General features: G+C 69.8%; 28 protein-coding genes and 1 tRNA gene. 11 read left to right on the top strand and 18 right to left on the bottom strand.

The window, feature by feature from the left end:
• Positions 1-40 precede the first annotated feature (40 nt).
• Both ACWDR3_RS27425 and ACWDR3_RS27420 read right to left on the bottom strand, forming a co-directional pair.
• A complete protein-coding gene (locus ACWDR3_RS27425) occupies positions 41-2,578 on the bottom strand; it encodes an MFS transporter (protein ID WP_450355234.1) in 2,538 nt (845 codons plus the stop codon).
• Positions 2,579-2,591: 13 nt separating this feature from the next.
• On the bottom strand, positions 2,592-3,089 hold the full coding sequence (locus ACWDR3_RS27420) for a MarR family winged helix-turn-helix transcriptional regulator (protein WP_450355233.1): 498 nt from the start codon (positions 3,087-3,089) through the stop codon (positions 2,592-2,594).
• Positions 3,090-3,294: 205 nt separating this feature from the next.
• Between ACWDR3_RS27420 and ACWDR3_RS27415 the strand changes: the two genes are divergently transcribed.
• Positions 3,295-3,492, top strand: coding sequence for a hypothetical protein (locus ACWDR3_RS27415; RefSeq protein WP_401719837.1), 198 nt, complete (start codon positions 3,295-3,297; stop codon positions 3,490-3,492).
• Positions 3,493-3,517: 25 nt separating this feature from the next.
• Here ACWDR3_RS27415 and ACWDR3_RS27410 read toward each other — a convergent pair whose 3' ends face one another.
• From ACWDR3_RS27410 to ACWDR3_RS27370, 9 genes are all read right to left on the bottom strand, one after another.
• Positions 3,518-4,240, bottom strand: coding sequence for a hypothetical protein (locus ACWDR3_RS27410; protein WP_450355232.1), 723 nt, complete (start codon positions 4,238-4,240; stop codon positions 3,518-3,520).
• An 80-nt stretch (positions 4,241-4,320) separates the two neighbouring features.
• Positions 4,321-5,217, bottom strand: coding sequence for an RNA polymerase sigma factor SigF (locus ACWDR3_RS27405; RefSeq protein WP_450355231.1), 897 nt, complete (start codon positions 5,215-5,217; stop codon positions 4,321-4,323).
• Positions 5,218-5,521: 304 nt separating this feature from the next.
• Entirely contained in the window at positions 5,522-6,355 is an 834-nt protein-coding gene (locus ACWDR3_RS27400; RefSeq protein WP_123999090.1) for an RNA polymerase sigma factor SigF, read from the bottom strand.
• A gap of 194 nt (positions 6,356-6,549) precedes the next feature.
• Positions 6,550-6,843 (bottom strand): Dabb family protein, encoded by a 294-nt coding sequence (locus ACWDR3_RS27395; RefSeq protein ID WP_450355230.1) that lies wholly within the window; start codon positions 6,841-6,843, stop codon positions 6,550-6,552.
• A 24-nt stretch (positions 6,844-6,867) separates the two neighbouring features.
• On the bottom strand, positions 6,868-7,044 hold the full coding sequence (locus ACWDR3_RS27390; protein WP_450355229.1) for a hypothetical protein: 177 nt from the start codon (positions 7,042-7,044) through the stop codon (positions 6,868-6,870).
• 191 nt (positions 7,045-7,235) lie between these two features.
• A tRNA-Ser gene (locus ACWDR3_RS27385) sits at positions 7,236-7,320 on the bottom strand.
• A 64-nt stretch (positions 7,321-7,384) separates the two neighbouring features.
• Positions 7,385-7,810, bottom strand: coding sequence for a tRNA adenosine(34) deaminase TadA (tadA, locus tag ACWDR3_RS27380; RefSeq protein ID WP_450355228.1), 426 nt, complete (start codon positions 7,808-7,810; stop codon positions 7,385-7,387).
• A 56-nt stretch (positions 7,811-7,866) separates the two neighbouring features.
• Positions 7,867-8,400 carry a tRNA adenosine deaminase-associated protein gene (locus ACWDR3_RS27375; RefSeq protein WP_401719814.1) on the bottom strand — a complete coding sequence of 178 codons (534 nt, stop codon included), beginning with the start codon at positions 8,398-8,400 and terminating at the stop codon, positions 7,867-7,869.
• Between the two features lie 302 nt (positions 8,401-8,702).
• Entirely contained in the window at positions 8,703-8,921 is a 219-nt protein-coding gene (locus ACWDR3_RS27370; RefSeq protein WP_401719812.1) for a hypothetical protein, read from the bottom strand.
• 96 nt (positions 8,922-9,017) lie between these two features.
• Between ACWDR3_RS27370 and upp the strand changes: the two genes are divergently transcribed.
• Positions 9,018-9,653 carry a uracil phosphoribosyltransferase gene (gene upp / locus ACWDR3_RS27365; RefSeq protein ID WP_450355227.1) on the top strand — a complete coding sequence of 212 codons (636 nt, stop codon included), beginning with the start codon at positions 9,018-9,020 and terminating at the stop codon, positions 9,651-9,653.
• Positions 9,654-9,745: 92 nt separating this feature from the next.
• Here upp and ACWDR3_RS27360 read toward each other — a convergent pair whose 3' ends face one another.
• On the bottom strand, positions 9,746-10,402 hold the full coding sequence (locus ACWDR3_RS27360) for a LytR C-terminal domain-containing protein (RefSeq protein WP_450355226.1): 657 nt from the start codon (positions 10,400-10,402) through the stop codon (positions 9,746-9,748).
• 112 nt (positions 10,403-10,514) lie between these two features.
• Positions 10,515-10,811 carry a type II toxin-antitoxin system VapB family antitoxin gene (locus ACWDR3_RS27355; RefSeq protein WP_003999914.1) on the bottom strand — a complete coding sequence of 99 codons (297 nt, stop codon included), beginning with the start codon at positions 10,809-10,811 and terminating at the stop codon, positions 10,515-10,517.
• Between the two features lie 105 nt (positions 10,812-10,916).
• Between ACWDR3_RS27355 and ACWDR3_RS27350 the strand changes: the two genes are divergently transcribed.
• A complete protein-coding gene (locus ACWDR3_RS27350) occupies positions 10,917-12,521 on the top strand; it encodes a helicase HerA-like domain-containing protein (protein ID WP_450355225.1) in 1,605 nt (534 codons plus the stop codon).
• Between the two features lie 21 nt (positions 12,522-12,542).
• On the opposite strand, the gene ACWDR3_RS27345 is transcribed toward ACWDR3_RS27350, so the two are convergent.
• The 5 genes from ACWDR3_RS27345 to ACWDR3_RS27325 all read right to left on the bottom strand — a co-directional run bounded on the left by ACWDR3_RS27345 (position 12,543) and on the right by ACWDR3_RS27325 (position 15,194).
• Positions 12,543-12,677, bottom strand: a complete 135-nt coding sequence (locus tag ACWDR3_RS27345; protein WP_450355224.1) for a hypothetical protein — start codon at positions 12,675-12,677, stop codon at positions 12,543-12,545.
• Between the two features lie 57 nt (positions 12,678-12,734).
• Positions 12,735-13,040 carry a hypothetical protein gene (locus ACWDR3_RS27340; protein WP_450355223.1) on the bottom strand — a complete coding sequence of 102 codons (306 nt, stop codon included), beginning with the start codon at positions 13,038-13,040 and terminating at the stop codon, positions 12,735-12,737.
• Between the two features lie 74 nt (positions 13,041-13,114).
• A complete protein-coding gene (locus tag ACWDR3_RS27335; protein ID WP_450355222.1) occupies positions 13,115-13,780 on the bottom strand; it encodes an HdeD family acid-resistance protein in 666 nt (221 codons plus the stop codon).
• An 85-nt stretch (positions 13,781-13,865) separates the two neighbouring features.
• Positions 13,866-14,459, bottom strand: coding sequence for an HhH-GPD-type base excision DNA repair protein (locus ACWDR3_RS27330; protein ID WP_450355221.1), 594 nt, complete (start codon positions 14,457-14,459; stop codon positions 13,866-13,868).
• 24 nt (positions 14,460-14,483) lie between these two features.
• Positions 14,484-15,194 carry a siderophore-interacting protein gene (locus tag ACWDR3_RS27325; protein WP_450355220.1) on the bottom strand — a complete coding sequence of 237 codons (711 nt, stop codon included), beginning with the start codon at positions 15,192-15,194 and terminating at the stop codon, positions 14,484-14,486.
• Positions 15,195-15,271: 77 nt separating this feature from the next.
• Here ACWDR3_RS27325 and ACWDR3_RS27320 point away from each other — a divergent pair, with 77 nt between their 5' ends.
• The 8 genes from ACWDR3_RS27320 to ACWDR3_RS27285 all read left to right on the top strand — a co-directional run bounded on the left by ACWDR3_RS27320 (position 15,272) and on the right by ACWDR3_RS27285 (position 25,076).
• Positions 15,272-17,665: a penicillin acylase family protein gene (locus tag ACWDR3_RS27320; protein WP_450355219.1), complete on the top strand. Its 2,394-nt coding sequence runs from the start codon at positions 15,272-15,274 to the stop codon at positions 17,663-17,665.
• A 38-nt stretch (positions 17,666-17,703) separates the two neighbouring features.
• The gene (locus ACWDR3_RS27315; protein WP_450355218.1) at positions 17,704-18,318 is read left to right on the top strand and encodes a GNAT family N-acetyltransferase; all 615 of its coding nucleotides are present in this window, start codon (positions 17,704-17,706) and stop codon (positions 18,316-18,318) included.
• Positions 18,315-18,788, top strand: a complete 474-nt coding sequence (locus tag ACWDR3_RS27310; protein WP_450355217.1) for a cupin domain-containing protein — start codon at positions 18,315-18,317, stop codon at positions 18,786-18,788. Before ACWDR3_RS27315 ends, ACWDR3_RS27310 begins: the two co-directional genes overlap by 4 nt.
• On the top strand, positions 18,785-19,549 hold the full coding sequence (locus ACWDR3_RS27305; protein WP_450355216.1) for an SDR family NAD(P)-dependent oxidoreductase: 765 nt from the start codon (positions 18,785-18,787) through the stop codon (positions 19,547-19,549). Before ACWDR3_RS27310 ends, ACWDR3_RS27305 begins: the two co-directional genes overlap by 4 nt.
• Before the next feature lie 323 nt (positions 19,550-19,872).
• Positions 19,873-21,657: a copper resistance CopC/CopD family protein gene (locus ACWDR3_RS27300; RefSeq protein ID WP_450355215.1), complete on the top strand. Its 1,785-nt coding sequence runs from the start codon at positions 19,873-19,875 to the stop codon at positions 21,655-21,657.
• A gap of 229 nt (positions 21,658-21,886) precedes the next feature.
• A complete protein-coding gene (locus ACWDR3_RS27295) occupies positions 21,887-23,203 on the top strand; it encodes an ABC transporter substrate-binding protein (protein ID WP_450355214.1) in 1,317 nt (438 codons plus the stop codon).
• An 8-nt stretch (positions 23,204-23,211) separates the two neighbouring features.
• On the top strand, positions 23,212-24,192 hold the full coding sequence (locus ACWDR3_RS27290; RefSeq protein WP_401719780.1) for a carbohydrate ABC transporter permease: 981 nt from the start codon (positions 23,212-23,214) through the stop codon (positions 24,190-24,192).
• Positions 24,189-25,076 (top strand): carbohydrate ABC transporter permease, encoded by an 888-nt coding sequence (locus ACWDR3_RS27285; protein ID WP_401719778.1) that lies wholly within the window; start codon positions 24,189-24,191, stop codon positions 25,074-25,076. The genes ACWDR3_RS27290 and ACWDR3_RS27285 overlap by 4 nt, the downstream gene beginning before the upstream one ends.
• The last annotated feature ends 129 nt before the right edge of the window (positions 25,077-25,205 follow it).

The raw sequence follows: 25,205 nt of genomic DNA, 5'->3' as shown, positions 1-25,205 counted from the left end.
GCTCAGAGCGTGCGCCCGCCACGGGCCGGGGGTGTTCCAACTACTCGCCGGGGTGGGCGAGTTCGATGTCGTGGTCGTCGACACCGCGACCGTTGACGGTCAACGCGCTGGCCACCGGCGGGTATCCCGTCGCGATGACCGTGTACTCGCCGCCGTTGAGATCGGTGAAGGCGTACGCCCCGTCCGACCCGGTGGTGGCCGTGCCGACCACGTTGCCCGCCGCGTCAACGAGGGTCACGCGCGCGTCGGCCAGCGGGCCGTGCGGGGCCCGTACGACACCCTGGAGCTGAGCGCCCGAGTCCAGGTCGATCTCGACCCGGGTGACCCCGGTGCCGCCGACCTCGACGGGCAGCGCGCGCGGCCGGTACCCGTCGGCGTTCACCGCGACGGTCACCGGGCCGGGCACCAGCTCGCCGAAGGCGAACTCGCCCTGCTCACCGGTCTTCTGGGTGGCCAGCAGATCCCCGCGCACATCGGTCACGACGACCATCGCGTCCTTGACCGCGAGCCCGCTCTCCGCGGCCCGCACCAGCCCGTTCAGCCCACTGGTCCCACTGAGCAGCACGTCGTACGCGAGCGGCTCACCGTTCACGACGACCGTGGACGCCTGCGGCTGGAACCCGTCGGCGGACGCGATCAGCACGTACGACCCGACGCTCGGCGCCTCGACGGCGTAGGAGCCGTCGGCCTGGGTCATCGACCGGCCCAACTGGCGGCCGGCCAGCGAGATCAGCGTGACGGCGGCCTGCGGGACGGGCGCGCTCTCGTTGCCGCGCACGAAGCCCCGTACCGGGATCCCGCCCGAGCCGGCCGATTCCTCCGGCCGCGCGATCGTCGCCACGGCGGAGAGCCGCTGCGTGCCGTCGGTGGCGGGTTCGGTCTCCGACACGGCCCAGGTGGGGACGTGTTCGGCGGCCGGTGCGTCGGCGGCGACCGGAGCGGTGGCCGCGGCGGGGGTCTCCGTGGCCGGGGTCTCCTGCTCGCCCGCGGCCTGCGCCAGCGCGCCCTTGGTCCGCAACGGGACCTCCTTGATGAACAGGGTGATCAGGAACGCGACGGCCGCCAGGGCGCCGGCGATCATGAAGACGTCGGCGATGCCATGACCGTAGGAGCTCTCCATGAGCGTGCGCACCGGGGCGGGCAGCTTGGCCAGGTCCGGGATGCTGTCGGTGGAGGAGCTCGAACCGGCGAGGGCCGCCCGGTACTTGGGGTCGAGGGAGGCGATGCCGTCGGTGACGTAGTGCGAGATCCGGTGGGACATCACCGCGCCGAGGGCGGAGACGCCGACCGCGCCGCCGAGGGAGCGGAAGAAGGTGACCGTCGAGCTGGCGGAGCCGAGGTCGCTCGGGTCGACCTGGTTCTGCGTGCACAGCACCAGGTTCTGCATCATCATGCCGATGCCGAGACCCAGCAGGGCCATGAAGATGCCCATCTTCCAGTAGTCCGTGTCGTACCGGATGGTCCCGAGCAGGCCCAGGCCCGCCGTCACCAGCACGCCACCGCTGACCAGCCACGCCTTCCAGCGGCCGGTGCGGGTGATGAACTGCCCCGACACGGTCGAGGAGATGAACAGTCCGCCGATCATCGGGATCGTCATGACCCCGGACATCGTCGGGGACTTGTCGCGGGCCAGCTGGAAGTACTGGCTGAAGAAGACCGTGCCGGTGAACATCGCGACACCGACGAACAGCGACGCGAGCGAGGCCAGCGTGATGGTCCGGTTGCGGAACAGCCGCAGCGGGATGATCGGTTCGCGTGCCTTGGACTCGATCAGCACGAAGAGCAGACCCAGCGCGATCGAACCGCCGACCATCGCGTACGTCTGCCAGGAGATCCAGTCGTACTTGTCACCGGCGAAGGTGACCCAGACCAGCAGCAGCGAGACGGCGGCGGCGACGAAGGTGGCGCCGGCCCAGTCGACCTTGACGTCCCGCTTCACGACGGGCAGGTGCAGGGTCTTCTGCAGCACGATCAGCGCGATGACGGCGAAGGGGACACCGACGTAGAAGCACCAGCGCCAGCCCAGCCAGCTGGTGTCGGTGATGACACCGCCCAGCAGCGGGCCGCCGACGGTGGCGACGGCGAAGGTGGCGCCGAGGTAGCCGGAGTAACGGCCGCGCTCACGCGGGGAGATCATCGCGGCCATGACGATCTGGGCGAGGGCGGACAGACCGCCGACGCCGACGCCCTGGACGACACGGCAGGCGATCAGCATGCCGGCGTTCTGCGACAGGCCCGCCGCGGCGGAGCCCAGCACATAGATGATCAGGGCTATCTGGACGAGCGCCTTCTTGCTGTAGAGGTCCGAGAGCTTGCCCCACAGGGGCGTGGTCGCGGTCATCGCCAGCAGGGACGCGGTGACGACCCAGGAGTAGGCGGACTGGCCGCCGCCGAGGTCGCTGATGATGTGCGGCAGGGCGTTGGTGACGATCGTGGAGGACAGGATCGCCACGAACATGCCGAGCAGCAGGCCGGAGATGGCCTCCATGATCTGCCGGTGCGACATCGGGGCGTACTCGGTGGAGCCTCCCCCGTGCTTGGCATGAGCCCGCACACCGGCTGGTGTGGTCGTAGCCATGGGCTTCCTTATCTCAAGTGGTCGCGGGTGTACGGGTGGTCGGTGCGAGCAGATGCGGGGGTGGCAGCCGGGGCGGCGGGGCGCGGTGGTCGTCGAAGCTGGTCCGCAGCCGGGCCATGAGCCGGGTGAGCTGGGCGACCTCTTCGTCGCTCCAGTCGCTCAGCCGGTCGGCCAGCAGCTCCGTGGTGCGCTCGAAGAGCGCTTCCAGCTGGGCCTGGCCCGGCGCGGTGAGGTGCAGAATCCTGGACCTCTTGTCCGCGGGGTCGGGGGACCGGTCGATCCAGCCCCGCTCCGCGAGGTGCGCGGCATGCCTGCTGGTGACCGACATGTCCACCGCGAGCAGCTCCGAGAGCTTGCTCATGCGCATGTCGCCGTACCGTCCGAGCAGGGTGAGGACGGCGACGCTGCCGCCCGGACACTCGGCGGGCAGCACCCGCCCGAGCTCCCGTTTCACCGCTCCGAAAGCACTGAACTGCTGGAGCAGTTCCTCGTACTGCGCCCGTTCGGCCATCACACCTCCCGCATTTGTTGCTCTGGGCAACCATAAGAGTTGTTGGTTGCTACAGGCAAACAAGAAGTCTGTGAACGGGATAAAAACTTGGCAAAGGCAAGTATTGCGAACGTAAACGTGCAGGTGGGGTCGGCCGCGGGTCGCTCGCGGTCACCCACCTCCCCCCACTTGGGTCTCCCCCGCGCATTCGCTAGGGTCTCGGGCTATGGCTAACCCCCAGAACCCCCAGGGCAACCACGACCCCGCCGGCAGCACCCAGATGTTCCGCGCGTTCGTCGACGAGGGCCCGCAGGGCCGGCAGCCGGAGCCGGTCGCGGCGGCCGGTCCCCGTATCGGCCTGATCGTGGGCGTCGTCGTCGCTGTCGCGATCGTGGCCGCGGTGGCCTGGCTCGCCCTCATGTAACTCGCTCAAGTCGGGCCCCGGCCCGCTACTTCCACTGGACGGTGACGTCCCGCGTCTCGATGTGCATGCCGAGCGGCACGCGCCAGGCGTCGAGACACACCGTCCAGGTCTTTGTCGTGCGCGCACCCGCCGCGATCGGCACCGGCAGCGCCTCGGTCGACTCGACCGTCGCCCAGTCGATGCCGAGCGCGCCGATGACATGCGTCCCGAAGGTCACCGACCCCGAACGCACCGCACTTCCCCCCGAGTTGGCAAAGGCGACGGTCACGTCCTCGCACCACCGCTCGTCGGTGGCCGCACGGCTCGGCTCGCCCCAACTCAACGCGGCGGGACCGGCGGACGAGCCGGTGGGGGTGGGTGCGCCTGTCGGGGTAGGTGTCGGGACCGGTGAATTCCCGGTCGTACGGCCGGACTTGGCGCCGTCGCCGACAGGGGCGCCGGCGGAGTCGCCCGGGGTGCTGCCGTCCGCGCCGGGTGCCGGGATCGCCGACGTCCCCGGAGAAGTCCCGCTCCCGACAGGGGCGTTGCCCTCCCCGCGCGGTCCGTCCAGCGGCACCAGCGTCACCTCGCCGGTGGGTGCCGTCGCCGTACCGGACGCCTGAGGTGTGCCGCCCGCCGAGCCGGTGGCGACGTATCCCTCGCCCCCGCCGCTCCCGCACGCGGCCAGCGCGGCGCCCAGACAGACGACGGCCGCCGACGTACCGAGTACGGCACCTCGACGGCCATGTGTCCGTGTCGTCCGAAGCATCGCGCCATGGTGGCTGACACTCCGTCAAATAGGAACCCTCAGGAGCCCCTTGAGCACCTTTCGGGTGCTCTCGGTCGCTCTCAGTCGGAGATCAGCAGGCCTTCCCGCAGCTGCGCCAGGGTCCGGGTCAGCAGCCGGGAGACGTGCATCTGGGAGATGCCGACCTCCTCGCCGATCTGCGACTGGGTCATGTTGGCGAAGAAGCGGAGCATGATGATCTGCCGCTCGCGGGGCGGGAGTTTGGCCAGCAGCGGCTTCAGGGACTCGCGGTACTCCACGCCTTCCAGCGCGGTGTCCTCGTAGCCGAGCCGGTCGGCCAGGGAGCCCTCGCCGCCGTCGTCCTCCGGGGCCGGGGAGTCCAGCGAGGAGGCCGTGTACGCGTTGCCGACCGCGAGGCCGTCGACCACGTCCTCCTCGGACACGCCCAGGACCGCGGCGAGTTCGGGGACGGTCGGGGAGCGGTCCAGCTTCTGCGAGAGCTCGTCGCTGGCCTTGGTGAGGGCCAGGCGCAGCTCCTGGAGCCGGCGCGGCACGCGCACCGACCACGAGGTGTCGCGGAAGAACCGCTTGATCTCGCCGACCACCGTCGGCATCGCGAACGTCGGGAACTCCACCCCCCGTTCGCAGTCGAAGCGGTCGATCGCCTTGATCAGGCCGATGGTGCCGACCTGGACGATGTCCTCCATCGGCTCGTTGCGGGAGCGGAAACGCGCGGCGGCGTAACGCACCAGCGGGAGGTTGAGCTCGATCAGGGTGTCCCGGACGTAGCCGCGTTCGGGGCTGTTCTCGTCCAGTGCGGCGAGCCGCAGGAAAAGGGAGCGGGACAGGGTGCGGGTGTCGATGGCTCCCGACGTGGTCGGGAGGGCCGCCGGGGCCGGTACGGCCTCAAGGGCCGTGACGTCGTTGAGAACGGCGTCGGGCGCGGACTCGCTCTTCGTGAGCGTGAGCACCTTGGAGCTGCCCTGGTCTGCGGACATGCCACCCCCTCTGGGTCGCGGGACGGTCGTGGCCGATGTTCCCCTGATGAGGAGTTCAGCCTTCACCTGAATACCGGAGCCGAAGCCCCGGCAAACGCTCTTCCGGCAGAATGTCACATGTCGGCAACACGCTGTAGTGACATGTCGACAAGTAGGAGCCGAAACGGCCCTGGAAAGAGGGGGTCTGAGGCTTTATAGGCGCAGAACCGCAGGGAAGCGCCCTGGTGAGCGATTCGCTCGTGACGGTGACAACTCGACCCCGCGTGCGAACTGCGGTGTTCCGGAGTGTGCGCCCGTGCGCCTCTTATGCCTCGATCCGATTGGCGGATCGCAGCCGCTGGAAGCTACGCGCGAGTAGCCGGGATACATGCATCTGTGACACACCGAGTTCCGCACTGATCTGCGACTGGGTGAGATTGCTGTAGTAGCGCAGCAGCAGGATTCGCTGTTCGCGTTCCGGGAGTTGGACCAGGAGATGGCGGACCAGATCGCGGTGCTCCACGCCGTCCAGGGCCGGGTCCTCGTAGCCGAGGCGGTCGAGCAGGCCCGGCAGTCCGTCGCCCTCCTGGGCGGCCTCCAGCGAGGTCGCGTGGTACGACCGGCCGGCCTCGATGCAGGACAGCACCTCGTCCTCGGAGATGCGGAGGCGCTCGGCGATCTCGGCGGTGGTGGGGATGCGCCCGAACGCGGTCGTCAGGTCCTCGGTCGCGCCGTTGACCTGCACCCACAGTTCGTGCAGCCGGCGCGGGACGTGGACGGTGCGGACGTTGTCGCGGAAGTAGCGCTTGATCTCGCCGATGACCGTGGGCATCGCGAAGGTCGGGAACTGCACGCCCCGGTCCGGGTCGAAGCGGTCGATGGCGTTGATCAGGCCGATGGTGCCGACCTGGATCACGTCCTCCATCGGCTCGTTGCGGGAGCGGAAGCGGGCGGCGGCGTAGCGCACGAGCGGGAGGTTCGCCTCGATCAGTGCCCCGCGCACCCGGTTGTGCTCCGGCGTACCGGGCCTGAGCTCCTTGAGCTCCCCGAAGAGCACCTGGGTGAGGGCCCGGGTGTCCGCGCCGCGGCGCCGCTCGGGGGTCTGGACGGGCGCCTCTTCCTGGGGCGGCGCAGTACTGGCCGACACGGTCAACGCCACCTCTTCATCGGTTCTGCTTCGGTCAACGCTCGGGTCGACCCATCGGTCAACTCATCCGTCAAAAGCGGTCATAGCATCACAAGACATGTGCACTGTGTGCAAGCACCGCATAACACCGTGTTGAGGGCGAGTTGGGGCGTAAGACGCGAAAAGGCCCCCAGCCGTTCCCGGCGGAGGGCCCAGAAAGGTCCCGGTCAGTACGCGTAATCGGCGATCACCCAGGTGGCGAACTCCTTCCAGAGCGCCACCCCCGCCTGGTGCTCAGGGTGCTCCACATAGCGGCGCAGGGCGTCCGCGTCCTCGAAGCCGGAGTTGATGGCGAAGTCGTAGGCGATGGGCCGGTCGCTGAGGTTCCACCCCAGTTCCCAGAAGCGGATCTCGGGGATCTTCCCGTCCAGCGACCGGAAGGCCTCGTAGCCCTCGACGACCCTGGGGTCGGTACGGTCGACGCCCTCGGCGAGCTTGAAGAGGACGAGGTGGCGGATCATGCGCGCTCCTTGGTCGGGCCGGTCTCAGTGCGCCCCGTCGGCGAGCCAGGTGAAGAAGTCGCCGATGGCCTTGGCGGCGTCCGATATGCCCTCGAACCCTATCTGGACGTAGTCCGCGGCCTTGGCGGGGTCGGTGATGATCACGTACAGCGCGAAGACCACGAGCACGTAGACGGCGATCTTCTTCGAATTCACCGCCACCGCGGCCTCCCCCTGAGACTGAAGTGCCCCGCGGGGCGCCTGTTGCCGGCGGTGAGTGTAACCGTCAGAGCCTCTTATATGACCAACGGCTCGCAGGTCGTAGGGCTTTCGCGACCTACGGGCCGACCGGCGGCCGCATGCACGAAGCGAACGCACGAAGGGCCCCGTCTCTCGACGGGGCCCTTCAGAAGCGGTAGCGGAGGGATTTGAACCCTCGGTGACTTGCGCCACACTCGCTTTCGAGGCGAGCTCCTTCGGCCGCTCGGACACGCTACCGAGAGAGACCTTACCGCACGGTGGGCCGTGCTTTGAAATCGGTATTCGACGGCCCCCGGGGAGGTCAGCGGTCCCGGAAGAAGTCGGTCAACAGCCGGGCGCACTCGTCCGCGAGCACACCTTCGATCACCTCGGGCCGGTGGTTGAGCCGGCGGTCGCGCACGACGTCGAAGAGCGAGCCGGCCGCGCCGGCCTTCTCGTCGCGGGCGCCGTAGACGACCCGGTCCACCCGGGACTGGACGAGCGCGCCCGCACACATCGTGCATGGCTCCAGGGTGACCACCAGCGTGCAGCCGGCCAGCCGCCACTCACCCAGCCGCGCCGCGGCCCGGCGGAGCGCCAGGACCTCCGCGTGCGCGGTCGGATCCCCGGTGGCCTCCCGCTCGTTGTGCCCGCCCGCGAGCACCGTCGTACCGTCCGGGGCCAGTACGACCGCGCCCACGGGCACGTCCGTACCGGTCTTGCGGGCCTCGTCCAGGGCGAGCCGCATCGAGGCCCGCCAGCGGTCCCGTACCGGGTCGGGACCGCCGGCCGCGGTCGGCGAGGTCAGCGGACGGTCTCCAGGACCTCGGAGGCGCCCAGCGCCTCGGCGATCGAGTTGAGCGCGTCCTCGTCCAGGGCACGCAGTTGCTTCGGGCTGACACCGAGGTCGTCGAGGATCTCGCTGTCGCCCACGGGACCCTGCGGCACCGCGTCGGCGGACGGGGTCTCCTCGTCGCTGTCGTCGTCCTCGTCCTCACCGTCCTCGGTGCCGTCGAGGTCGAGGGCGTCCAGGTCGGGACCGTCGTCGCCGGGATCCCTCCCGAGCAGTTCGTCGGTGAGCAGCAGCTCCCCGTACGAACTGCGGCTGGCGGCGGCGGCGTCGGAGACGTAGACGCGCGGGTCCTCCTCACCGTCCACGCGGACGATGCCGAACCACGAATCCTCCTGCTCGATGAAGACGAGAACGGTCTCGTCCTCCTCACCGGAGGACTCCCGCGCCAGATCGGCAAGATCCGACAGCGTCTCCACATCGTCGAGCTCTGTGTCGCTCGCTTCCCACCCGTCTTCGGTGCGCGCGAGCAGTGCGGCGAAGTACACCGTGACTCTCCCACTGGTCTTAGGCGTGCCGGTTGGGGGTCCCCCCGGCGGAGGTCTTCGGGTGGGGAGAGCTGTGCTCCGAGCCCCGCCCACTCGGAATCGTGGCAGAAACAAGGCGTTCAGGGGACGTCTTCGGCTCCCTGTGTCCGGTGGTTTTGATCGCACGCACGCGTGCGCGTCGCCCAGCACTCACCAGCACACTCGTTGCCGCCAACAGCGGATCGTACGCGGCTTTTCCATGTGGCCACGCACGGCCACCTGGTCAACACCCGTACTGCGCTTGATCTTCCGCGTCGGGCCACCTACCAACGGAACGTGCGCATCCGCATCGCGTGTCGCAGTCGGGCCGTCTTCGCGCGCCGGGGCTGGACACGGTCGCGCAGTTCGCGGGCCTCGGTGAGTTCGCGGAGAAACCGGGCGCGGCGTCGTCGGCGCTCCGCGTCGGTCTCCTGCGACCCCTGCGGGGGCGGTCCCGGCGGGGACGGATTCTGATCGGTCTCCCGATTCGGCAGGTCAGTCATCGGTTCACCACCCCAGTCCGTCCCTCCCACTTTCCCCCGGACGGGCGGTTTGATGCCAGCGCGAGCAGGGACGGAGCGGCGGCTACTGTTGTGGACATGCGTCTCCACGTCGTCGACCACCCCCTGGTCGCCCACAAGCTCACCACGCTGCGCGACCAGCGCACCGACTCCGCGACCTTCCGCCGCCTCGCCGACGAGCTGGTCACCCTGCTCGCCTACGAGGCCACCCGCGACGTGCGCACCGAACAGGTCGACATCACGACGCCGGTCGCCTCCACCACGGGCGTCAAGCTCTCCTACCCCCGCCCCCTGGTGGTCCCGATCCTCCGCGCGGGCCTCGGCATGCTCGACGGCATGATGCGCCTGCTCCCCACCGCCGAGGTGGGCTTCATGGGCATGGTCCGCGACGAGGAGACCCTCCAGGCCTCCACGTACGCCACCCGCATGCCGGAGGACCTCTCCGGCCGCCAGGTCTACGTCCTGGACCCCATGCTGGCCACGGGCGGCACCTTGGTGGCGGCGATCCGCGAACTGATCAAGCGAGGCGCGGACGACGTCATGGCGGTGGTCCTCCTGGCCGCCCCCGAGGGCGTCGAGGTCATGGAACGCGACTTGGCAGGCACCCCGGTAACGGTCGTAACGGCAGCCATCGACGACCACCTCAACGAACACGGCTACATCGTGCCGGGGCTGGGGGACGCGGGGGACCGCCTTTATGGCGCCGCCGAGTAGAACGCCCTAAGGGGCGCGGGGAACTGCGCGATCAGCCACAACGGGCGCGCACCCGCAAACCAATCCGCACCCCTACGGCGAAACCGCGCCCCTCAGCAACTCTTCTTCGTCGAGGCGGTCGTAGACGCCGGCTTGGCCAGCAAGGCCAACGCCCTGTCCGCGGCCGCCTTCGGCGTAAGCGCCTTGAACCCGTCCCCGACGATCAGATCGAGCTCCGCGCCCTTGCGGGACGCCACCGCACGCTGCTCAGCAGTAGAGAGCTGCGTACCCAGCACCGGCAAAGAAGTCTTCAACGCCGACGAAGGCCCGAGCAGTATCCCGCTCCCCTTCACCTTCTTGTCGAACTCCTTGCTGGCGTTGCCCACGTCCCCGATCTTGAACCCGCGCTTCTTCAACGCATCCGCGGTGTCCTTGGCCAGCCCACTACGAGCCGTCGCGTTGTAGACATTCACGGTGATCTGCCCCGGCTTCGGCACGGAGACCGACTTCGTCGCCCCGCTCACCCCCGGAGACGGACTCGCCGTGCCCCCGCACTCCGCCTTGGAGCCGGCCGCGGACGCCTTGTCCCCACCCCCGGTGAAGACATCGATGAGCTGCAACGTGCCCCAGCCCAGCAGACCGAGCGCCGCCGCGGACGCCACCACCGTGACCGCGAGCCGACCGCGCCGCCGGCGCCGGCGCATACGCGGGTATTTGTCCCCCGTGATCCGGTACTTGCCGCCCATGCCTGGGGGAGTCAGCATGCTCATGAGCGCAGCGTAGTGCGCCCGAGCGGCGATGCCTACTAGATGATCATTAGACGCCACGCAGGTGAACCCGAAAGGGCCAAGCCTTTACCGACAGGCTTCTGAAAAGCGCGAGTCAGTCCAGTTCGAGGACGCGCGCGTGCAGCACCTGACGCTGCTGGAGTGCCGCCCGTACCGCGCGGTGCAGTCCGTCCTCCAGGTACAGGTCGCCCTGCCACTTCACGACATGCGCGAAGAGGTCGCCGTAGAACGTCGAGTCCTCGGCGAGGAGGGTCTCCAGGTCGAGCTGCCCCTTGGTGGTCACCAACTGGTCCAGGCGGACCGGGCGCGGCGCGACGTCCGCCCACTGCCGGGTGCTCTCCCGGCCGTGGTCGGGGTACGGACGGCCGTTTCCGATGCGCTTGAAGATCACACGGAAAGCCTACCGGTCGAGACGTTCCGGGCGCAGCCATGGCGACGGAGTGCGACGCTGGAAAAGACGTGTCGAAACAGGGCAAACCGGGAACAGGGGTCCGACATGAGCGACAGCGAGACCGTGCCCGCGGCCACGACCGGCGAGTCAGTAGGGAGCGCTCCCGCACTTCCGCAGGGCGCCCTGGAGATCGCCGCCGGGTACGCCTTCACCGGACCGGCGCTCGACCTGGGCGCCCTCATGTGGGACGGGCGGTGCCTGCCGGACGCGCAGATCCGCATCCCGCTGCCCATGCTGAACCGCCACGGCCTGGTCGCGGGCGCCACCGGCACCGGCAAGACCAAGACGCTCCAGCTCATCGCCGAGCAGCTGTCGGCCCAGGGCGTCCCGGTGTTCCTGGCCGACGTGAAGGGCGACCTGTCCGGGATGTCGGCGCCGGGGGAGGCGAACGACAAGGTGCGGGGACGGGCCGGCGAGGTCCACCAGGAGTGGACGGCGACCGGCTTCCCGGCCGAGTTCTACGCGCTCGGCGGCCTCGGCCACGGCATCCCGCTGCGGGCCACGATCACCAGCTTCGGCCCGGTCCTGCTCTCCAAGGTGCTCCAGCTCAACCAGACCCAGGAGCAGTCGCTCGGCCTGATCTTCCACTACGCCGACACCAAGGGCCTGGAGCTGCTCGACCTCAAGGACCTGCGCGCGGTCGTCGCCTTCCTGACCTCGGACGAGGGCAAGGCGGAGCTCAAGAACATCGGCGGCCTCTCCACCGCCACGGCCGGCGTGATCCTGCGCTCCCTCACCGCCTTCGAGGCGCAGGGGATGTCCGACTTCTTCGGGGAGCCGGAGTTCGACACGAGCGAGTTCCTTCGTACGGCGGCCGACGGGCGCGGCATGGTCTCGGTCCTCGAACTGCCCGCCGTCCAGGACAAACCGCAGCTCTTCTCCACCTTCCTGATGTGGCTGCTGGCCGACCTCTTCCACGACCTCCCGGAGGTCGGCGACGCCGACAAGCCGAAGCTGGTCTTCTTCTTCGACGAGGCGCATCTGCTCTTCAACGACGCCTCGAAGGCCTTCCTGGACTCGATCACGCAGACCGTCCGGCTGATTCGCTCGAAAGGGGTCGGCGTCTTCTTCGTCACGCAGACCCCCAAGGACGTACCGTCCGACGTCCTCGCCCAGCTCGGCAACCGTGTCCAGCACGCGCTCAGGGCCTTCACCCCGGACGACCAGAAGGCGCTGAAGGCCACGGTGAAGACCTTCCCGAACTCTGCCTACGACCTTGAGGAGTTGCTCACCGGGCTCGGCACCGGCGAGGCCGTGGTCACCGTGCTCAGCGAGAAGGGCGCCCCGACCCCGGTCGCCGCGACCCGGCTGCGCGCGCCGGAGTCCCTGATGGGCCCGATCGAGGCGACGGCCCTGGACGCGGCGGTCAAGTCCTCGCCGCTGCACGGACGTTACGCACAGGCTGTGGACAGAGAGTCGGCGTACGAGAAGCTGACGGCGGCGCAGGCGACGGCGGCACCCGAGGCCCCCGCGTCCAAGACGCAGGCGTCCAAGACCTCCACCACCCCCAAGGCTCCCAAGGAACCGCCGTCCATGGTCGAACAGGTCGTCGGCAGCGGGATGTTCAAGTCGCTGGCGCGCTCGGTCGGCACCCAGATCGGCCGGGAGATCACGCGCTCGCTGTTCGGGACGGCCCGGCGGAGGCGGTAGCGGCTCCGCCGGGCCCGCGGGTCAGCGCTCCCGTTTCGCCGGGGACCGCTCGGGCTGGGGTTTCTTCACGGCCGGTACGGCGGCCGGTTTCGGCTCGCTGCGGACGGCTTCGGCGCGCAGCAGGGCGCGCAGGATCGCGTACGGGTCTGTGGGCATGGCTGAAGTTCCTTGCGTCGTACTGAGGGACCTGGCTCGCGTGGGGGAGCGGGTCTGTCAGCAGCGCAGGACCACCGTGCGCAGGACGTCCGGGACGTGCGGGGGTACGGCGGAGGAGCGGGCCTTGGGGCGGTACGGCGCCGGGGCCCGAGGGGGTGCCAGGGGCAGGGGTACGTCCGGTCGCCGGGCTGCCGTGCGGACCAGGGGCGGCAGGGCCGCCTCGACGGCGTCGTACTCGACGCTCTCGACCGCCACCGGAGCCGGCGCGGCCGTGGCCGTCTCCCCGGGGACGAGGAGCACGAGGAGCAGCATGAGCACCCGCAGCCAGGTGCGGCTGTGCGGGTGACGGCGTGCGGTGCTCATGATGGGGGTGTCCCCGGGGAAACGCCCGATACGTGACGTCACCCGCGATATACGCCCACTTGGCGTACGCCTTGTTACACCGTGTGCGGCACTTCCTGGGCGCGCCCCTTGATCCGGATCGCGGTCATGATCTCGACCACGCCGACCGCGACCAGCCAGATGCCGCCGACCAGGGTGAGGACGGCGACGGACTCGAAGGGGGAGTCGATCAGGACGATGCCGGCGACGAAGGTGAGGATCCCCAGGAAGACCTGCCAGCCGCGGGCGGGCATGTGCGGGTCGGACGCGGCGGCCAGGGTCTGGGTGATGCCGCGGATGAGCCAGCCGATGCCGATCCACAGGGCGAGCAGCAGGATCGACTGCATCGGGCCGCGGAAGCAGAACAGGCCCAGCAGGATCGACAGGGCGCCGCTGATGAAGGCCAGTACGCGCAGCGAGGTCGTCTTGTGGGTGCCGAAGGCGGAGGCGAGCTGGAAGATGCCGCTGATCACGAGGTAGAGGCCGAACAGGACGCCGGCCGCGAGCAACGAGGCGCCCGGCCAGACCAGCACCAGGACGCCGAGGATCAGGGACGCGATGCCGGTGGCCAGGACGGCCTGCCAGGCGGCGCGGGAGAGGGCGTGCAGGGGCCCTTCGAAGGGCGGTTCGGGTTCGGTTCGGCCCGGCGCGTGGGCGGCGGCCGCGTGGACCTTGCGGTCGTCGTACTCCGGGCCTCGGGAGGAAGCACTCGGCTCAGTCATATTCCATGTTTGGACCGTCCGCCCCCACGGCGCCACCCCTGGGACCCACTCGGCTGACGCGGGTACGGAGGCCGCTCGCGGACACCTATTTCCCGGCGGCCTTGGCCGCCTTTGCCGCCGCCTTCATCTCTTGCTTGTGCGCACGCACCTTGGCCAGCGATTCCGGGCCGGTGATGTCGGCGACCGAGCGGAAGGACTTCGTCTCGCCGTACGCGCCGGCCGCCTCCCGCCACCCCTTGGGCTGTACGTCCAACTGCTTGCCGAGCAGCGCCAGGAAGATCTGTGCCTTCTGCTTGCCGAAGCCGGGCAGATCCCCAAGGCGCCGCAGCAGCTCACGCCCGTCGGCGACGCCCTTCCAGACGAGCTCGGCGTTGCCGTCGTAGTGCTCGACGAGGTACTGGCACAGCTGCTGGATCCGCTTGGCCATGGAGCCCGGGTAGCGGTGCACGGCCGGCTTCTCGGAGAGCAGCGCGGCGAAGGCATCCGGGTCCTGGGCGGCGATCTCGTGCGCGTCCAGATCGGCGGCGCCGAGCCGGTCCGCGATCGTGCGCGGTCCCTTGAACGCCCACTCCATCGGAACCTGCTGGTCCAGCAGCATCCCGGTCAGCGCGGCGAGCGGGGACCGGCCGAGGAGTTCGTCGGCCTCGGGGTCCTGGGCGAGGTGCAGGGTGACGTCCATGCCCCGATTTTCCTCCGTACGCCGTCAGCTCGCGCGCCAGTACCCGAGCGCGTGCGTCCGTTCCTTCGGCACGCCCAGCTCTTTGCGCACGTAGGCGGAGAGCGCGCGGGTGGTCCGCGTGTCGCAGGCGATCCAGACGTACGGCGAGTCGGTGTCCGCCAGCGCCTTCGGCAGATCGGCACGCACTCGGTCGACCAATTCGCCCCGCCGCAGCCGCCGCACCTCGTGCCGGCCGGGGTCGGTGCGGAAGGGCAGGTCGTCCGCGCCGCCCTCGAACCAGACCGTCGCCGGGACCGAACCGAACGCGCCGAGCAGGGAGTTGATCGCGGGCAGCGAGGCCGGGTCGCCGATCGCGAGGACGTGGGTGGGCGTGGGCGCGGGCTCCTCGAAGCCGGTGCCCTGGACGGTGGCGTCGATGGTGTCGCCGGGCTGTGCGGCCTGGGCCCAGTCGCTGGCGGCGCCCTCGTGCAGGGCGAACTCCAGGCCGAAGGTGCCGGTCTCCGGGTCGGGGTCGACCAGGGTGTACGCCCGCTGGTGCGGCTTGCCCGCGTTGGTGAACCACAGCCGGACCCACATGGTCGGGTGGACGCCGGTCGCGGCGAGCAGACCGCCGTCGGTGAGGCGCAGCCGGCGGTACTCGGGTGTGACGTCCTCGGCGCGGGTCACCGTCAGCGTGAAGTCCTTGGCCCGCATCAGCCGAAGGACCGTGCCCTCCCAGCCCCGCCCCTGCGCCATGCCGTCTCCACCCCTCGCGTACGCTTTCTCCACGACTTACTTAGGTAAGCCTAACCTAAAGAACAGTGAGGATACAGGTGGGGACCGAGATCTACCGAGACGCATGGGGCATCCCCCACCTGCGCGCCGACACCGCCCTCGAACTGGCCCGGGCCCAGGGCCGCACGACGGCCTACGACCGAGCCTGGCAACTGGAGACGGAACGCCATCGAGCCCAAGGCACCTCGGCGTCCTTCCTGGGCCAGGAGGCGGTGGCCTGGGACGTCTTCGCCCGCCGCGCCCGCTTGACGGACACGGCAAAGCGCTGCTTTGAGTCCCTGGAGCAACGAGACCCGGAGACGGCGGAGTGGGTACGGGCGTACGTGGCCGGGGTGAACGAGGGGCTGGCGGCCGACGGTGGGTCCACGGCCCCCGAGTTCACCCGCGCCGGCCTCTCCCCCGGTCGTTGGGAGCCCTGGACCCCCCTCGCCGTCTGGCTCGCCACGCACATTCTGTTCGCCGGTTTTCCGGCCAAGCTCTGGCGGGAGGAGGCGGTGCGGGAGTTGGGTGAGGAGGCGGTCGGGTTGTTCGCGACCGATGGTCCCGGTACCTCCGGGAGCAACGGCTGGCTGGTGAGCGGGGCGCGGACGACGACCGGTCACGCGGTGATCGCCGGTGACCCCCACCGGTTCATCGAGGACCCCGGCGTCTACCAGCAGATCCACCTCTCCTGCCCCGAGTTCGACGTCGTCGGCCTCGCCGTCCCCGGCATCCCCGGCATCGCCCACTTCGGACACACCGGCACGGTCGCCTGGGCCATCACCAACGCCATGTCCGACTACCAGGACCTCTATCGCGAACGCCTCCGCCGCACCGGCGCCGGCATCGAGGCCCTCGGCCCCGACGGCCACTGGCACCGGGCCTCCCGGCACACGGAGACGGTGGAGGTGGCCGGCGAGCCCCCGATCGAGATCGAGGTCATCGAGACGGAACGGGGACCGGTGATCGCGGGCGGCCCGGAGGGACTGGACGAGGGGCTAGTGGAGGACGGGGGTTCTGCCGAGCCGCGGTCTTCGGGCGTGCCTGCCCCTGCGGGTGTCTGCGTGGAGGACGGGGGTTCTACCGGGCCCCGGTCTTCCGGCGGGGCCGCCCCTGCCGGTGCCTCCGAGGGAGACAAGACCCCTGCCGGCCCCGAGGCGTCTGGCATCACCGCCTCCCAGAGCGCAGCGGAGATCCTCGGCGGCGCCGTCCCGGTCGGGGCGCGACCAGCAGACGGCGCCTCGCCCGCTGGGCGCCAAGCACCCGGCCCCGCCTCATCCGTCGCGCCGCAGGCACCCGGACCCACCCCCCTCTCCATCCCCCTCGCCCTCGCCCTCCGCTACCCACCCCGAGTCACCTCCGACCTCGGCTTCAGCGCTCTGCTCCCCCTCCTCCGAGCCCGCAGCGTCGCCGACGTCGACCAGGCCGTCGACCTCTGGGCCGAGCCCGTCAACGTCGTTCAAGCCGCCGATACCGACGGCGGCACCCTGCATCGGGTCGCCGGGCGGGTTCCGTTGCGGGCCGAGGCCAATCGCGTGCGGCTCGTCAACGCCTGGGAGCCCGGGCACGAGTGGCAGGGGTGGCATGAGATGCCCCGCGCCGGACTCAGCGGCGGTATCGCCGTGATGGCCAACCAGCGCGGCCCCGCCACCCCGCTCGGCGTCGAGTTCGCCGCACCCCACCGCGCCGACCGGATCACCGACCTGCTGGGGGAGAAGGAACAGTGGGCGCCCGGGGACATGGCGAGCATCCACATGGACACCCATCTCGGTTCCGCCGGGCCCCTGTTGGACCACCTCGCCGCCCTCACCGACCTGTCTCCCGAGGCCCGCGCCCTCCGGGACCGGCTCCTGCGCTGGGACCGCCGTATGGACGCGGCCGGCGCCGACGCGGGGGCCTACGCGGCCGTGCGCGGCGCGGTCGTACGGCGGCTCGCGGAGCAGGACGTGTTCGCCGGGCTCGCCGTGCCGCCCGCCTACCCCGACGTCTTCCAGCCCTGGCTCGCCCTGCTCCCCCGCGTCGCCTTCGCGCTCGAACACCTGCTGCGGGCCGAGGAGTTGTACGGGATCGACCGGGCGGCGGTCGTGCGGGAGGCGTTGGAGGAAGTGGCCGGAGCGCACGCCGACGTGCCCTGGGGCGCCACCCACCGCCTCGCTCCCTGGCGGGCGCTCCCGCAAGTCCCGTACGACGAACCGGGGTTGTCCGGCGATCACGACTGCGTGCTGTGCACCTCGGCCGTGCCCGGGCTGACCGACCTGAGCGCGCGCGGGCCGGCCGCCCGGTACGTGTGGGATCTGGCGCGGCGCGAGAACAGCCGGTGGGTGGTGCCGTTCGGGGCCTCGGGTGTGCCCGGTTCGGCCCATCACCGCGATCAACTCCCCTTGTGGCTCAAGGGAGATCTCGTCCCGGTCGTCACCGACTTCGACCACCTCACCCAAGAGACCACCGAATGAGATCACCGAGGAAAACCTCTAGGAGACCGATGAGACCGATGTCTGATCCCGACCCCTACCGTTCCCGTCCCGCCGTCCACGAGCAGGACGTCGACGGCTTCGGCACCGTCCGCGTGCTGCCCCTCGACCCGCCCGCCGACGCGGACGTGGTGCACGCCTGGGTGGCCGAGGAACGCGCCGCCTTCTGGGGCATGACCGGGCTCACGCGCGACCAAGTAGCCGAGATCTACGCGCACATGGACACCCTCGACACCCATCACGCCTTCCTCGTCCTCAAGGACGCCGAACCGGCCGCACTGCTGCAGACCTACGAGCCCGAGGCCGACCGCGTGAGCGAGTGCTACGAGGTCCGGGCCGGTGACATCGGCCTCCACGTGCTGCTCGCCCCCGCAGGGCCCGGCGGCGCGCGGAACGGCTGGACGGCGGCGCTGCTGGGGGCCGTATCGACGTATGTGCTGCGCACGCTCGACCGGCCGCGGGTCGTCGTCGATCCGGACGTGCGCAACGAGAAGGCGATCGCGCGGTTTCTGCGGCACGGGTTCGAGGCGGGGCCGGTGGTCGTGCTGCCCGAGGTCGATCTGCCGGACGTGTATCTGCCGGAGAAGAAGGCCCAGCTGGCGTTTCTCACGCGGGAGGTAGCCTTCCCCGGATGACTCCAGAGGACCTCGTCGCCCACTACGGACTGGAACCGATTCCGCGCGAGGGCGGGCTGTTCAGACAGACCTGGGCGGGCCCGGAGCGCGCGGACGGCCGGCCGGCGGGCACCGCGATCGTCGCCCTGCTGACGGCGGACGACTACTCCGCGCTCCACCGCCTGCCCACCGACGAGATCTGGCACTTCTACCTCGGCGACCCGCTGGAACTCCTCCTCCTCGCCCCGGACGGGACCTCCGGCACGGCGGTCCTCGGCCCGGACGTGCTCGGCGGACAGCACCCCCAGCTCACCATTCCGGCCGGGACCTGGATGGGCGGGCGGGTCGTCGCGGGCGGCGCGTGGTCGTTCTTCGGGTGCACGATGGCGCCCGGGTTCACCTACGAGGGGTACGAGCACGGGGACGCGGCCGCTCTCACGGCGCGGTATCCCGACCGGGCCGACCGGATCGCGGGACTGTGCCGTCCATGAGCTTGCTGGAAGGACAGACCGCCCTGGTCACCGGCGCGGGCGGCGGCATCGGCCGGGGCATCGCGCTGCGCTTCGCCGAGGAGGGCGCGGCGGTCGCCGTGCACTGCCGTACGGCGGTGGAGGCGGCCGGTGAAGTGGCCGCGCGCATCGAGGAGAAGGGCGGCCGGGCCGTCGTCCTGCGCGCCGATCTCACCGACGCGGACGCGTGCGCGCGGCTGGTCGGCGAGGCGGCCGAGTGGGGCGGCGGCCGGTTGACGGCACTGGTCAACAACGCGGGCGTACAGCCCGTACAGCCGCTGCCGGGCATGACGGCGGACGAGTGGCGGGCGGTCCTCGACGCCAACCTGTCGAGCGTGTTCGCGTGCACGCAGGCTGCCGCGGAGGTCATGCGGGGGCAGGAGAGCGGGGGTTCCGTGACGCACATCGCGTCGATCGAGGCCCGGCAGCCGGCGCCCCTGCACGCGCACTACAGCGCGTCCAAGGCGGCCGTCGTCATGCACGCGCGTGCCGCCGCCCTGGAGTACGGCCCGTACGGTGTCCGGGTCAACACGGTCTCGCCGGGCCTGATCGACCGGGAGGGACTGACGGAGTCCTGGCCGGAGGGAGTGCGGAGATGGCTGGACGCGGCACCGACGGCCCGCCTGGGCCGCCCCGAGGACATCGGCGACGCCTGCGTCTTCCTCGCCTCCCGGCTCGCGTCCTGGGTCACGGGCCACGACCTGGTGGTGGACGGCGGGGTGTCGGCACGACCGACGTGGTGAGTGCCGATGGGATGTCGTCCGCGCCCTTTGCGTGCGCCTGCGGGGCCGCCACGCCCCCTGGCTCTTCATCGCGGTTTCCCGCGCGCCTCGCGCGCGTGACGGGCGTTCGCCGTCCGGTGTCCCCGGGCCCTCGCGCGCGTGCCGGGCGCCGGGAGCGTGCCGTCCTGCCGCCGGAGACCCTGGTGAGTGTTCGTCGGTTCCCCTGCGTACCTATCGGGACGGTGGCAAGTCCCAAGACGGAGTGTGGCGTGGGGTGTGACGGTGGACGCAGTGGACGGCAAGGGCGTCGAGGACTCTTCGGGCACCGGAGAGTTCAAGGGCTGGTGCTGCTGGGCTCCCTGCTGGTCCTGCTCGTCCTCGGCGGGGCGGGACCCGCGTCGGCCCATGCCGCCCTCAAAGGCACCGATCCCGCCGACGGAAGCATCCTCAAGTCCGCCCCCGGCGACATCACTCTGACCTTCACCGAGTCCGTCGGTCTGCTGGACGACTCCTTCCGCGTCCTGGACCCGGACAACCGCCGGGTGAAGATCGGCGAGGCCGGGCACGGGCCCGGTGGCTCCGACACGGCCCACGTGACACTGCCCAAGGGGCTCGCCCAGGGCACGTACGTCGTGGCATGGCGGGTCGTGTCCGCGGACAGCCACCCGGTGTCGGGCGCGCTGACCTTCTCCATCGGCAAGGCGTCCCCGACGGCGGCCGTGGCGGACGCGGGACCGGTCGAGGACCCGGCGACCGGCAGCCTGTACAACATCGGCCGCTACCTCGCCTACCTCGCCGCCGCCCTCCTCATCGGCACCGCCGCGTTCATCGCGCTGTGCCGTCCGACCGACCGGACGCCGTTGCGCCGGCCGCTCGTGGTGGGGTGGTGGACTCTGGTGGGTTCCACGATCGCTCTGCTGGTCCTGCGCGCTCCGTACGAGACGGGTACGGGCCCAGGGACCGCCTTCGACTCCGAGGCCCTCAGCCGCACCTTCACGGGCCGTCCTGGGCTCGCTCTGCTGGCCCGCCTGGCGCTGCTCGCGGTCATCGCCGTGCTCGCCGTACGCCTGCGCGGGCGTGAGACCTTCTCACGTCCGGCGCTCGCCGCGGGTACCGCACTCGCCGTAGGCCTCGCGCTCACCTGGGCCGCCGCCGAGCACGCGTCGGCCGGTATCCAGGTGCCGGTGGCGATGGCGTCCTCGGTGCTGCACCTGCTGGCGATGGCCCTGTGGCTGGGCGGGCTCACCGCCCTGCTGCTGTCCCTGTACCGCGCCTCCTCGCTGCCCGCGGCCACCGTCGCCCGCTTCTCCCGGCTCGCCTTCGTCTCGGTGACCGTCCTGGTCGTGACCGGCGTCTACCAGTCCTGGCGGGGCCTCGGCTCCTGGAGCGCCTTCACGGAGACGACGTACGGCCGCCTGCTGGTCGCCAAGCTGTTCGCGGTCGTCCTGCTGCTCATGGCGGCCGGCATCTCGCGCCGCTGGACGGCCGCGATGACGACGGCCGGCGCGGAGGTCGGGACGGCCGCGGAGACGGTCGTACGAGAGGGCGTACGGGAGAAGGTTCCGCAGACCGTGGGCGGGCCCGCGCTGCCCTCGCCGGGGGAGCCCGAGGGGCCGGCGGAGCCGTCCGCGTCCGACGCGCACCGGCGTGGGCTGCGGCGGTCCGTGCTGGCCGAAGTTGCCGTCGGTGTGGTGGTGCTGGTGGTCACGACGATCCTCACCGGCACGCTGCCGGGCCGGGCGGCGGCCGAGGCGGCCGCGCAGCCCGCGACGGAGGCCGGGCTGCCCGCCGCGTCCGTCACGACCATCCCCTTCGACGTCGGCACCCCGAACGGCAGGGGCAAGGTGCAGATCACCCTCGACCCGGGCCGGGTCGGCGACAACGCCGTGCAGGCCGTGGTGTTCGGCCCCGACGGCGGCATCTCCACCGTCCCCGAACTGCGCCTGTCCCTGACCCTGCCCGCCCAGAAGATCGGTCCGCTCGACGCCCGTCTCACCGACCGCGGCGGCTACTGGGGCAGCGACAATCTCACCGTCCCCATCGCCGGGACCTGGGAGATGAAGATCACGGTCAGGGTCACCGAACTCGACCAGGTAAGTGCGACCAAATCGGTACGCATCGTCGGTTAGCGCCATTTCGGCGGCCAACTCACCCGCCGTTGTTCGAGGGTTCGGACGAAACGATCATCGTTGTGTCGGTCACGTTTCCACAAATGTGGACGTGACCCCTTGACCCATGACCTGGCATGGGGCTGTTATTACCGCCACGATGTTCGGTCGAGTTGGTTTCTGGTCGGTTTCGACTTTTTTTCGACGCGGCAGTATCTCCGAGACCGAACCCAGCCCTCAGGAGCCGTTGATGCGTGACCTCTCCCCCTCGGGTCTCTCCCTCACTGGTCCAAGTCGCCGTGGTGTGTTGCGCGGTGTCGGTGGCGCCGCGCTCCTCGCGGGCGCCGGTATACCCCTGCTGTCAGCCTGCGGCGACAGCGGATCCTCCTCCGACCCGAAGACGGTCAGCGTCGGCTCGAACCAGTCCGACGCCGTGCCGAAGAAGGCCTACGGAGCTCTCTACACGGCCTTCACCAAGCAGTCCGGGCTCACCGTCAAGGTGAACACCAAGGACCACAACACCTTCCAGGAGCAGATCAACTCGTATCTGCAGGGCACGCCGGACGACGTGTTCAACTGGTTCGCGGGCTACCGGATGCAGTTCTTCGCGCAGAAGGGCCTGGCCTCCCCGGTCGACGACGTGTGGGAGAAGATCGGGGCCAACTTCCCCGACGCGATGAAGAAGCTCAGCAAGGGCGCGGACGGCAAGTACTACTTCGTGCCGCTGAACACGTACCCCTGGGCGGTCTTCTACCGCAAGAGCCTCTTCGAGGAGAAGGGCTACACCGTCCCCGCCACGTGGGACGAACTGGTCGCCCTGTGCAAGCAGATGAAGAAGGACGGCCTGGTCCCGATCGCCTTCGGCGACAAGGACGCCTGGCCGGCCATGGGCACCTTCGACCAGATCAACTTCCGCCTCAACGGCTACGACTTCCACGTCGAGCTGATGGGCGGCAAGGCCTCTTGGACCGACGCCAAGGTCAAGGCCGTCTTCGACCACTGGGCCGAGCTGCTCCCCTACCACCAGGAGGGTTTCATGGGCCGCGTCTGGCAGGACGCCGCCCAGTCCCTGGTGGCGAAGAAGTCCGGCATGTACCTCCTCGGCTCCTTCGTGGCCCAGCAGTTCACCAACAAGGCCGACCTGGACGACCTCGACTTCTTCGCCTTCCCGGAGATCAACTCCGAGTTCGGCCAGGACACCGTCGAGGCGCCCACCGACGGCTTCATGGTCAGCAAGTCCCCGAAGAACCACGACGGTGTCGTGAAGCTGCTGGAGTACCTCGGCACTCCGGCCGCCGAGGAGCTCTACCTCAAGGGTGACCCGAGCGTCGTGGCGGCCTCCAACAAGGCCAGCACCTCGGCGTACACGCCGCTGCAGAAGAAGGCGTACGACATGATCGGCGGGGCCAAGAGCCTCACCCAGTTCATGGACCGCGACTCCCGCCCGGACTTCACCTCCACGGTGATGCAGCCCGGTCTGCAGAAGTTCCTGCAGAACCCCAAGGGAATCGACAGCCTGCTCTCGTCCATCGAGCGCCAGAAGAAGACAATCTTCGCGTCCGAGTGAGCTGCTGAATGACAATCGAGACCCCCACGAAGTCCCAGGAGGCGGCCGCCGTGCCGCCTCCTGGGCGCGCGTCCGAGAAGAAGCGGGTACCGCGGGGCCACAAGCGCCTGCTGACCCGCCGCGACCGGATCACGCTCGCCTTCATGGCGGGCGTGCCGACGATCCTGCACGTTCTCCTGGTCTGGGTGACCGCCCTGGCCTCTATCCTCCTCGCCTTCACCAGCTGGGACGGCATCGGCTTCGACTCGATCAAATGGGTCGGGCTGGACAACTTCCAGCAACTCTTCACCGACAACCCGCAGTTCTGGCCGGCCGTCGAGCACAACGTCATCTGGTTCGTCGTGCTGATCCTGATCCCGACGCCGTTCGGCCTGCTCCTGGCCGTGCAGTTGGACAAGAAGATCCGGTTCAGCCGGGTCTACCAGACGGCGTTCTTCCTGCCCGTCGTCATCTCGCTGGCGTGCATCGGCTTCGTCTGGCAGCTGATCTACAACCCGGACACGGGCCTGATCAACAGCCTCATCGGCGCCAACAAGCCGGGCCACTACATCGACTGGATCGGCGACCCGGACCTCAACCTGTGGGCCGTGCTGGTCGCCGCGTCCTGGCGGCACACCGGCTACATGATGATCCTGTACCTGGCCGGCCTCAAGAGCGTCGACCCGTCGCTGCGGGAGGCCTCGGCGATCGACGGCGCGAACGAGTGGCAGACGTTCAAGAGCGTCATCTTCCCGACCCTGCGCCCGACCAACACGGTCGTCCTGGTCGTCACCATCATCGAGGCGCTCCGCGCATTCGACCTGGTCTTCGTCTTCAACAAGGGCGCACAGGGCACCGAGTTGCTGTCGATCCTGGTGACCAACAACATCATCGGTGAGTCCAGCCGGATCGGTTACGGCTCGGCGATCGCGGTGGTGCTGCTGTTCATCTCGCTGATCGTGATCATTCCCTATCTGATCGCGACCTTCCGGAAGGAGCGGCGCGCATGAGCACCGTGAGCGCGGCGCCCAAGCAGCGCACCCCGATCCGTCCGGCCCGCGTCCTGCTGCACGTCTTCCTGGCCGGCACGGCTCTGGCGTGGGTCGCCCCCCTGCTGTGGGCGATCTTCTCGGCGCTGCGTCCCTACAGCGAGACCAGCGACCGCGGCTATGTGTCCTGGCCGCACACGCTGAACTTCGACAACTTCAAGAACGCGTTCGAGCAATCGGACATGACCCACTACTTCGTGAACACGTTGATCATCGCGGTCCCGGCCGTGCTGATCACGCTGCTCCTGTCGTCGATGGTCGCGTTCTACGTCAGCCGTTTCGACTTCCGGGTCAACCTGGCGCTGCTGCTGGTCTTCACGGCGGGCAACCTGCTGCCGCAGCAGGTCATCATCACCCCGCTGTACCGGATGTACCTGCTGACCAACCTCCCGGGCATCACCGAGAGCGGGAAGCTGTACGACTCGGCGCTCGGTCTGGTGCTCATCCATGTGGCGTTCCAGTCCGGGTTCTGCGCGTTCGTGCTGTCGAACTACATGCGGTCGCTGCCGCACGAGTTGACCGAGGCCGCGCTGGTGGACGGCGCCTCGGTGTGGCGGCTGTACTGGCAGATCACCCTGCCGCTGTGCAAGCCGGCCATGGCGGCCCTGGGCACCCTGCTGTCGATCTGGATCTACAACGACTTCTTCTGGGCGTTGGTGCTGATCTCGACCGGTGAGAACATGCCGATCACCTCGGCGCTGAACAACCTCTCGGGCCAGTTCTTCACCGACCCGAACCTGATCGCCGCCGGTTCGCTGCTCACCGCGATCCCGACGCTGGTCGTGTACTTCGTGCTCCAGAAGCAGTTCGTCAGCGGCCTGACCCTGGGCTCCGCGAAGGGCTGAGCGACCCTGGGCTCGGCGAAGGCCCGAGCCGACTCCTGCCGCCGGGAGACTGCCAACCCTCCTCGTGGACACGGGCGTTGACCGTGTCCACAGATCGGAAGAGCGTCGGGGAGGGCACGAGGGGTGGGG

The sequence above is a fragment of the Streptomyces sp. NPDC001002 genome (assembly GCF_053599215.1).
The sequence above is the reverse complement of the archived record's forward strand: the minus strand, read 5'-3'. Positions and strand labels throughout refer to the sequence as shown.

Bases quoted from the DNA above. Each gene is read 5' to 3' on its own strand.
- ACWDR3_RS27425 (WP_450355234.1), bottom strand. From the start codon at position 2,578: ATGGCTACGACCACACCAGCCGGTGTGCGGGCTCATGCCAAGCACGGG.
- ACWDR3_RS27420 (WP_450355233.1), bottom strand. From the start codon at position 3,089: ATGGCCGAACGGGCGCAGTACGAGGAACTGCTCCAGCAGTTCAGTGCT.
- ACWDR3_RS27415 (WP_401719837.1), top strand. From the start codon at position 3,295: ATGGCTAACCCCCAGAACCCCCAGGGCAACCACGACCCCGCCGGCAGC.
- ACWDR3_RS27410 (WP_450355232.1), bottom strand. From the start codon at position 4,240: ATGCTTCGGACGACACGGACACATGGCCGTCGAGGTGCCGTACTCGGT.
- ACWDR3_RS27405 (WP_450355231.1), bottom strand. From the start codon at position 5,217: ATGTCCGCAGACCAGGGCAGCTCCAAGGTGCTCACGCTCACGAAGAGC.
- ACWDR3_RS27395 (WP_450355230.1), bottom strand. From the start codon at position 6,843: ATGATCCGCCACCTCGTCCTCTTCAAGCTCGCCGAGGGCGTCGACCGT.
- tadA (WP_450355228.1), bottom strand. From the start codon at position 7,810: ATGCGGCTCGCCCTGGACGAGGCCCGCAAGACCGGTACGGACGTGCCC.
- ACWDR3_RS27370 (WP_401719812.1), bottom strand. From the start codon at position 8,921: ATGACTGACCTGCCGAATCGGGAGACCGATCAGAATCCGTCCCCGCCG.
- upp (WP_450355227.1), top strand. From the start codon at position 9,018: ATGCGTCTCCACGTCGTCGACCACCCCCTGGTCGCCCACAAGCTCACC.
- ACWDR3_RS27360 (WP_450355226.1), bottom strand. From the start codon at position 10,402: ATGAGCATGCTGACTCCCCCAGGCATGGGCGGCAAGTACCGGATCACG.
- ACWDR3_RS27350 (WP_450355225.1), top strand. From the start codon at position 10,917: ATGAGCGACAGCGAGACCGTGCCCGCGGCCACGACCGGCGAGTCAGTA.
- ACWDR3_RS27345 (WP_450355224.1), bottom strand. From the start codon at position 12,677: ATGCCCACAGACCCGTACGCGATCCTGCGCGCCCTGCTGCGCGCCGAA.
- ACWDR3_RS27340 (WP_450355223.1), bottom strand. From the start codon at position 13,040: ATGAGCACCGCACGCCGTCACCCGCACAGCCGCACCTGGCTGCGGGTG.
- ACWDR3_RS27335 (WP_450355222.1), bottom strand. From the start codon at position 13,780: ATGACTGAGCCGAGTGCTTCCTCCCGAGGCCCGGAGTACGACGACCGC.
- ACWDR3_RS27330 (WP_450355221.1), bottom strand. From the start codon at position 14,459: ATGGACGTCACCCTGCACCTCGCCCAGGACCCCGAGGCCGACGAACTC.
- ACWDR3_RS27325 (WP_450355220.1), bottom strand. From the start codon at position 15,194: ATGGCGCAGGGGCGGGGCTGGGAGGGCACGGTCCTTCGGCTGATGCGG.
- ACWDR3_RS27315 (WP_450355218.1), top strand. From the start codon at position 17,704: ATGTCTGATCCCGACCCCTACCGTTCCCGTCCCGCCGTCCACGAGCAG.
- ACWDR3_RS27310 (WP_450355217.1), top strand. From the start codon at position 18,315: ATGACTCCAGAGGACCTCGTCGCCCACTACGGACTGGAACCGATTCCG.
- ACWDR3_RS27305 (WP_450355216.1), top strand. From the start codon at position 18,785: ATGAGCTTGCTGGAAGGACAGACCGCCCTGGTCACCGGCGCGGGCGGC.
- ACWDR3_RS27295 (WP_450355214.1), top strand. From the start codon at position 21,887: ATGCGTGACCTCTCCCCCTCGGGTCTCTCCCTCACTGGTCCAAGTCGC.
- ACWDR3_RS27290 (WP_401719780.1), top strand. From the start codon at position 23,212: ATGACAATCGAGACCCCCACGAAGTCCCAGGAGGCGGCCGCCGTGCCG.
- ACWDR3_RS27285 (WP_401719778.1), top strand. From the start codon at position 24,189: ATGAGCACCGTGAGCGCGGCGCCCAAGCAGCGCACCCCGATCCGTCCG.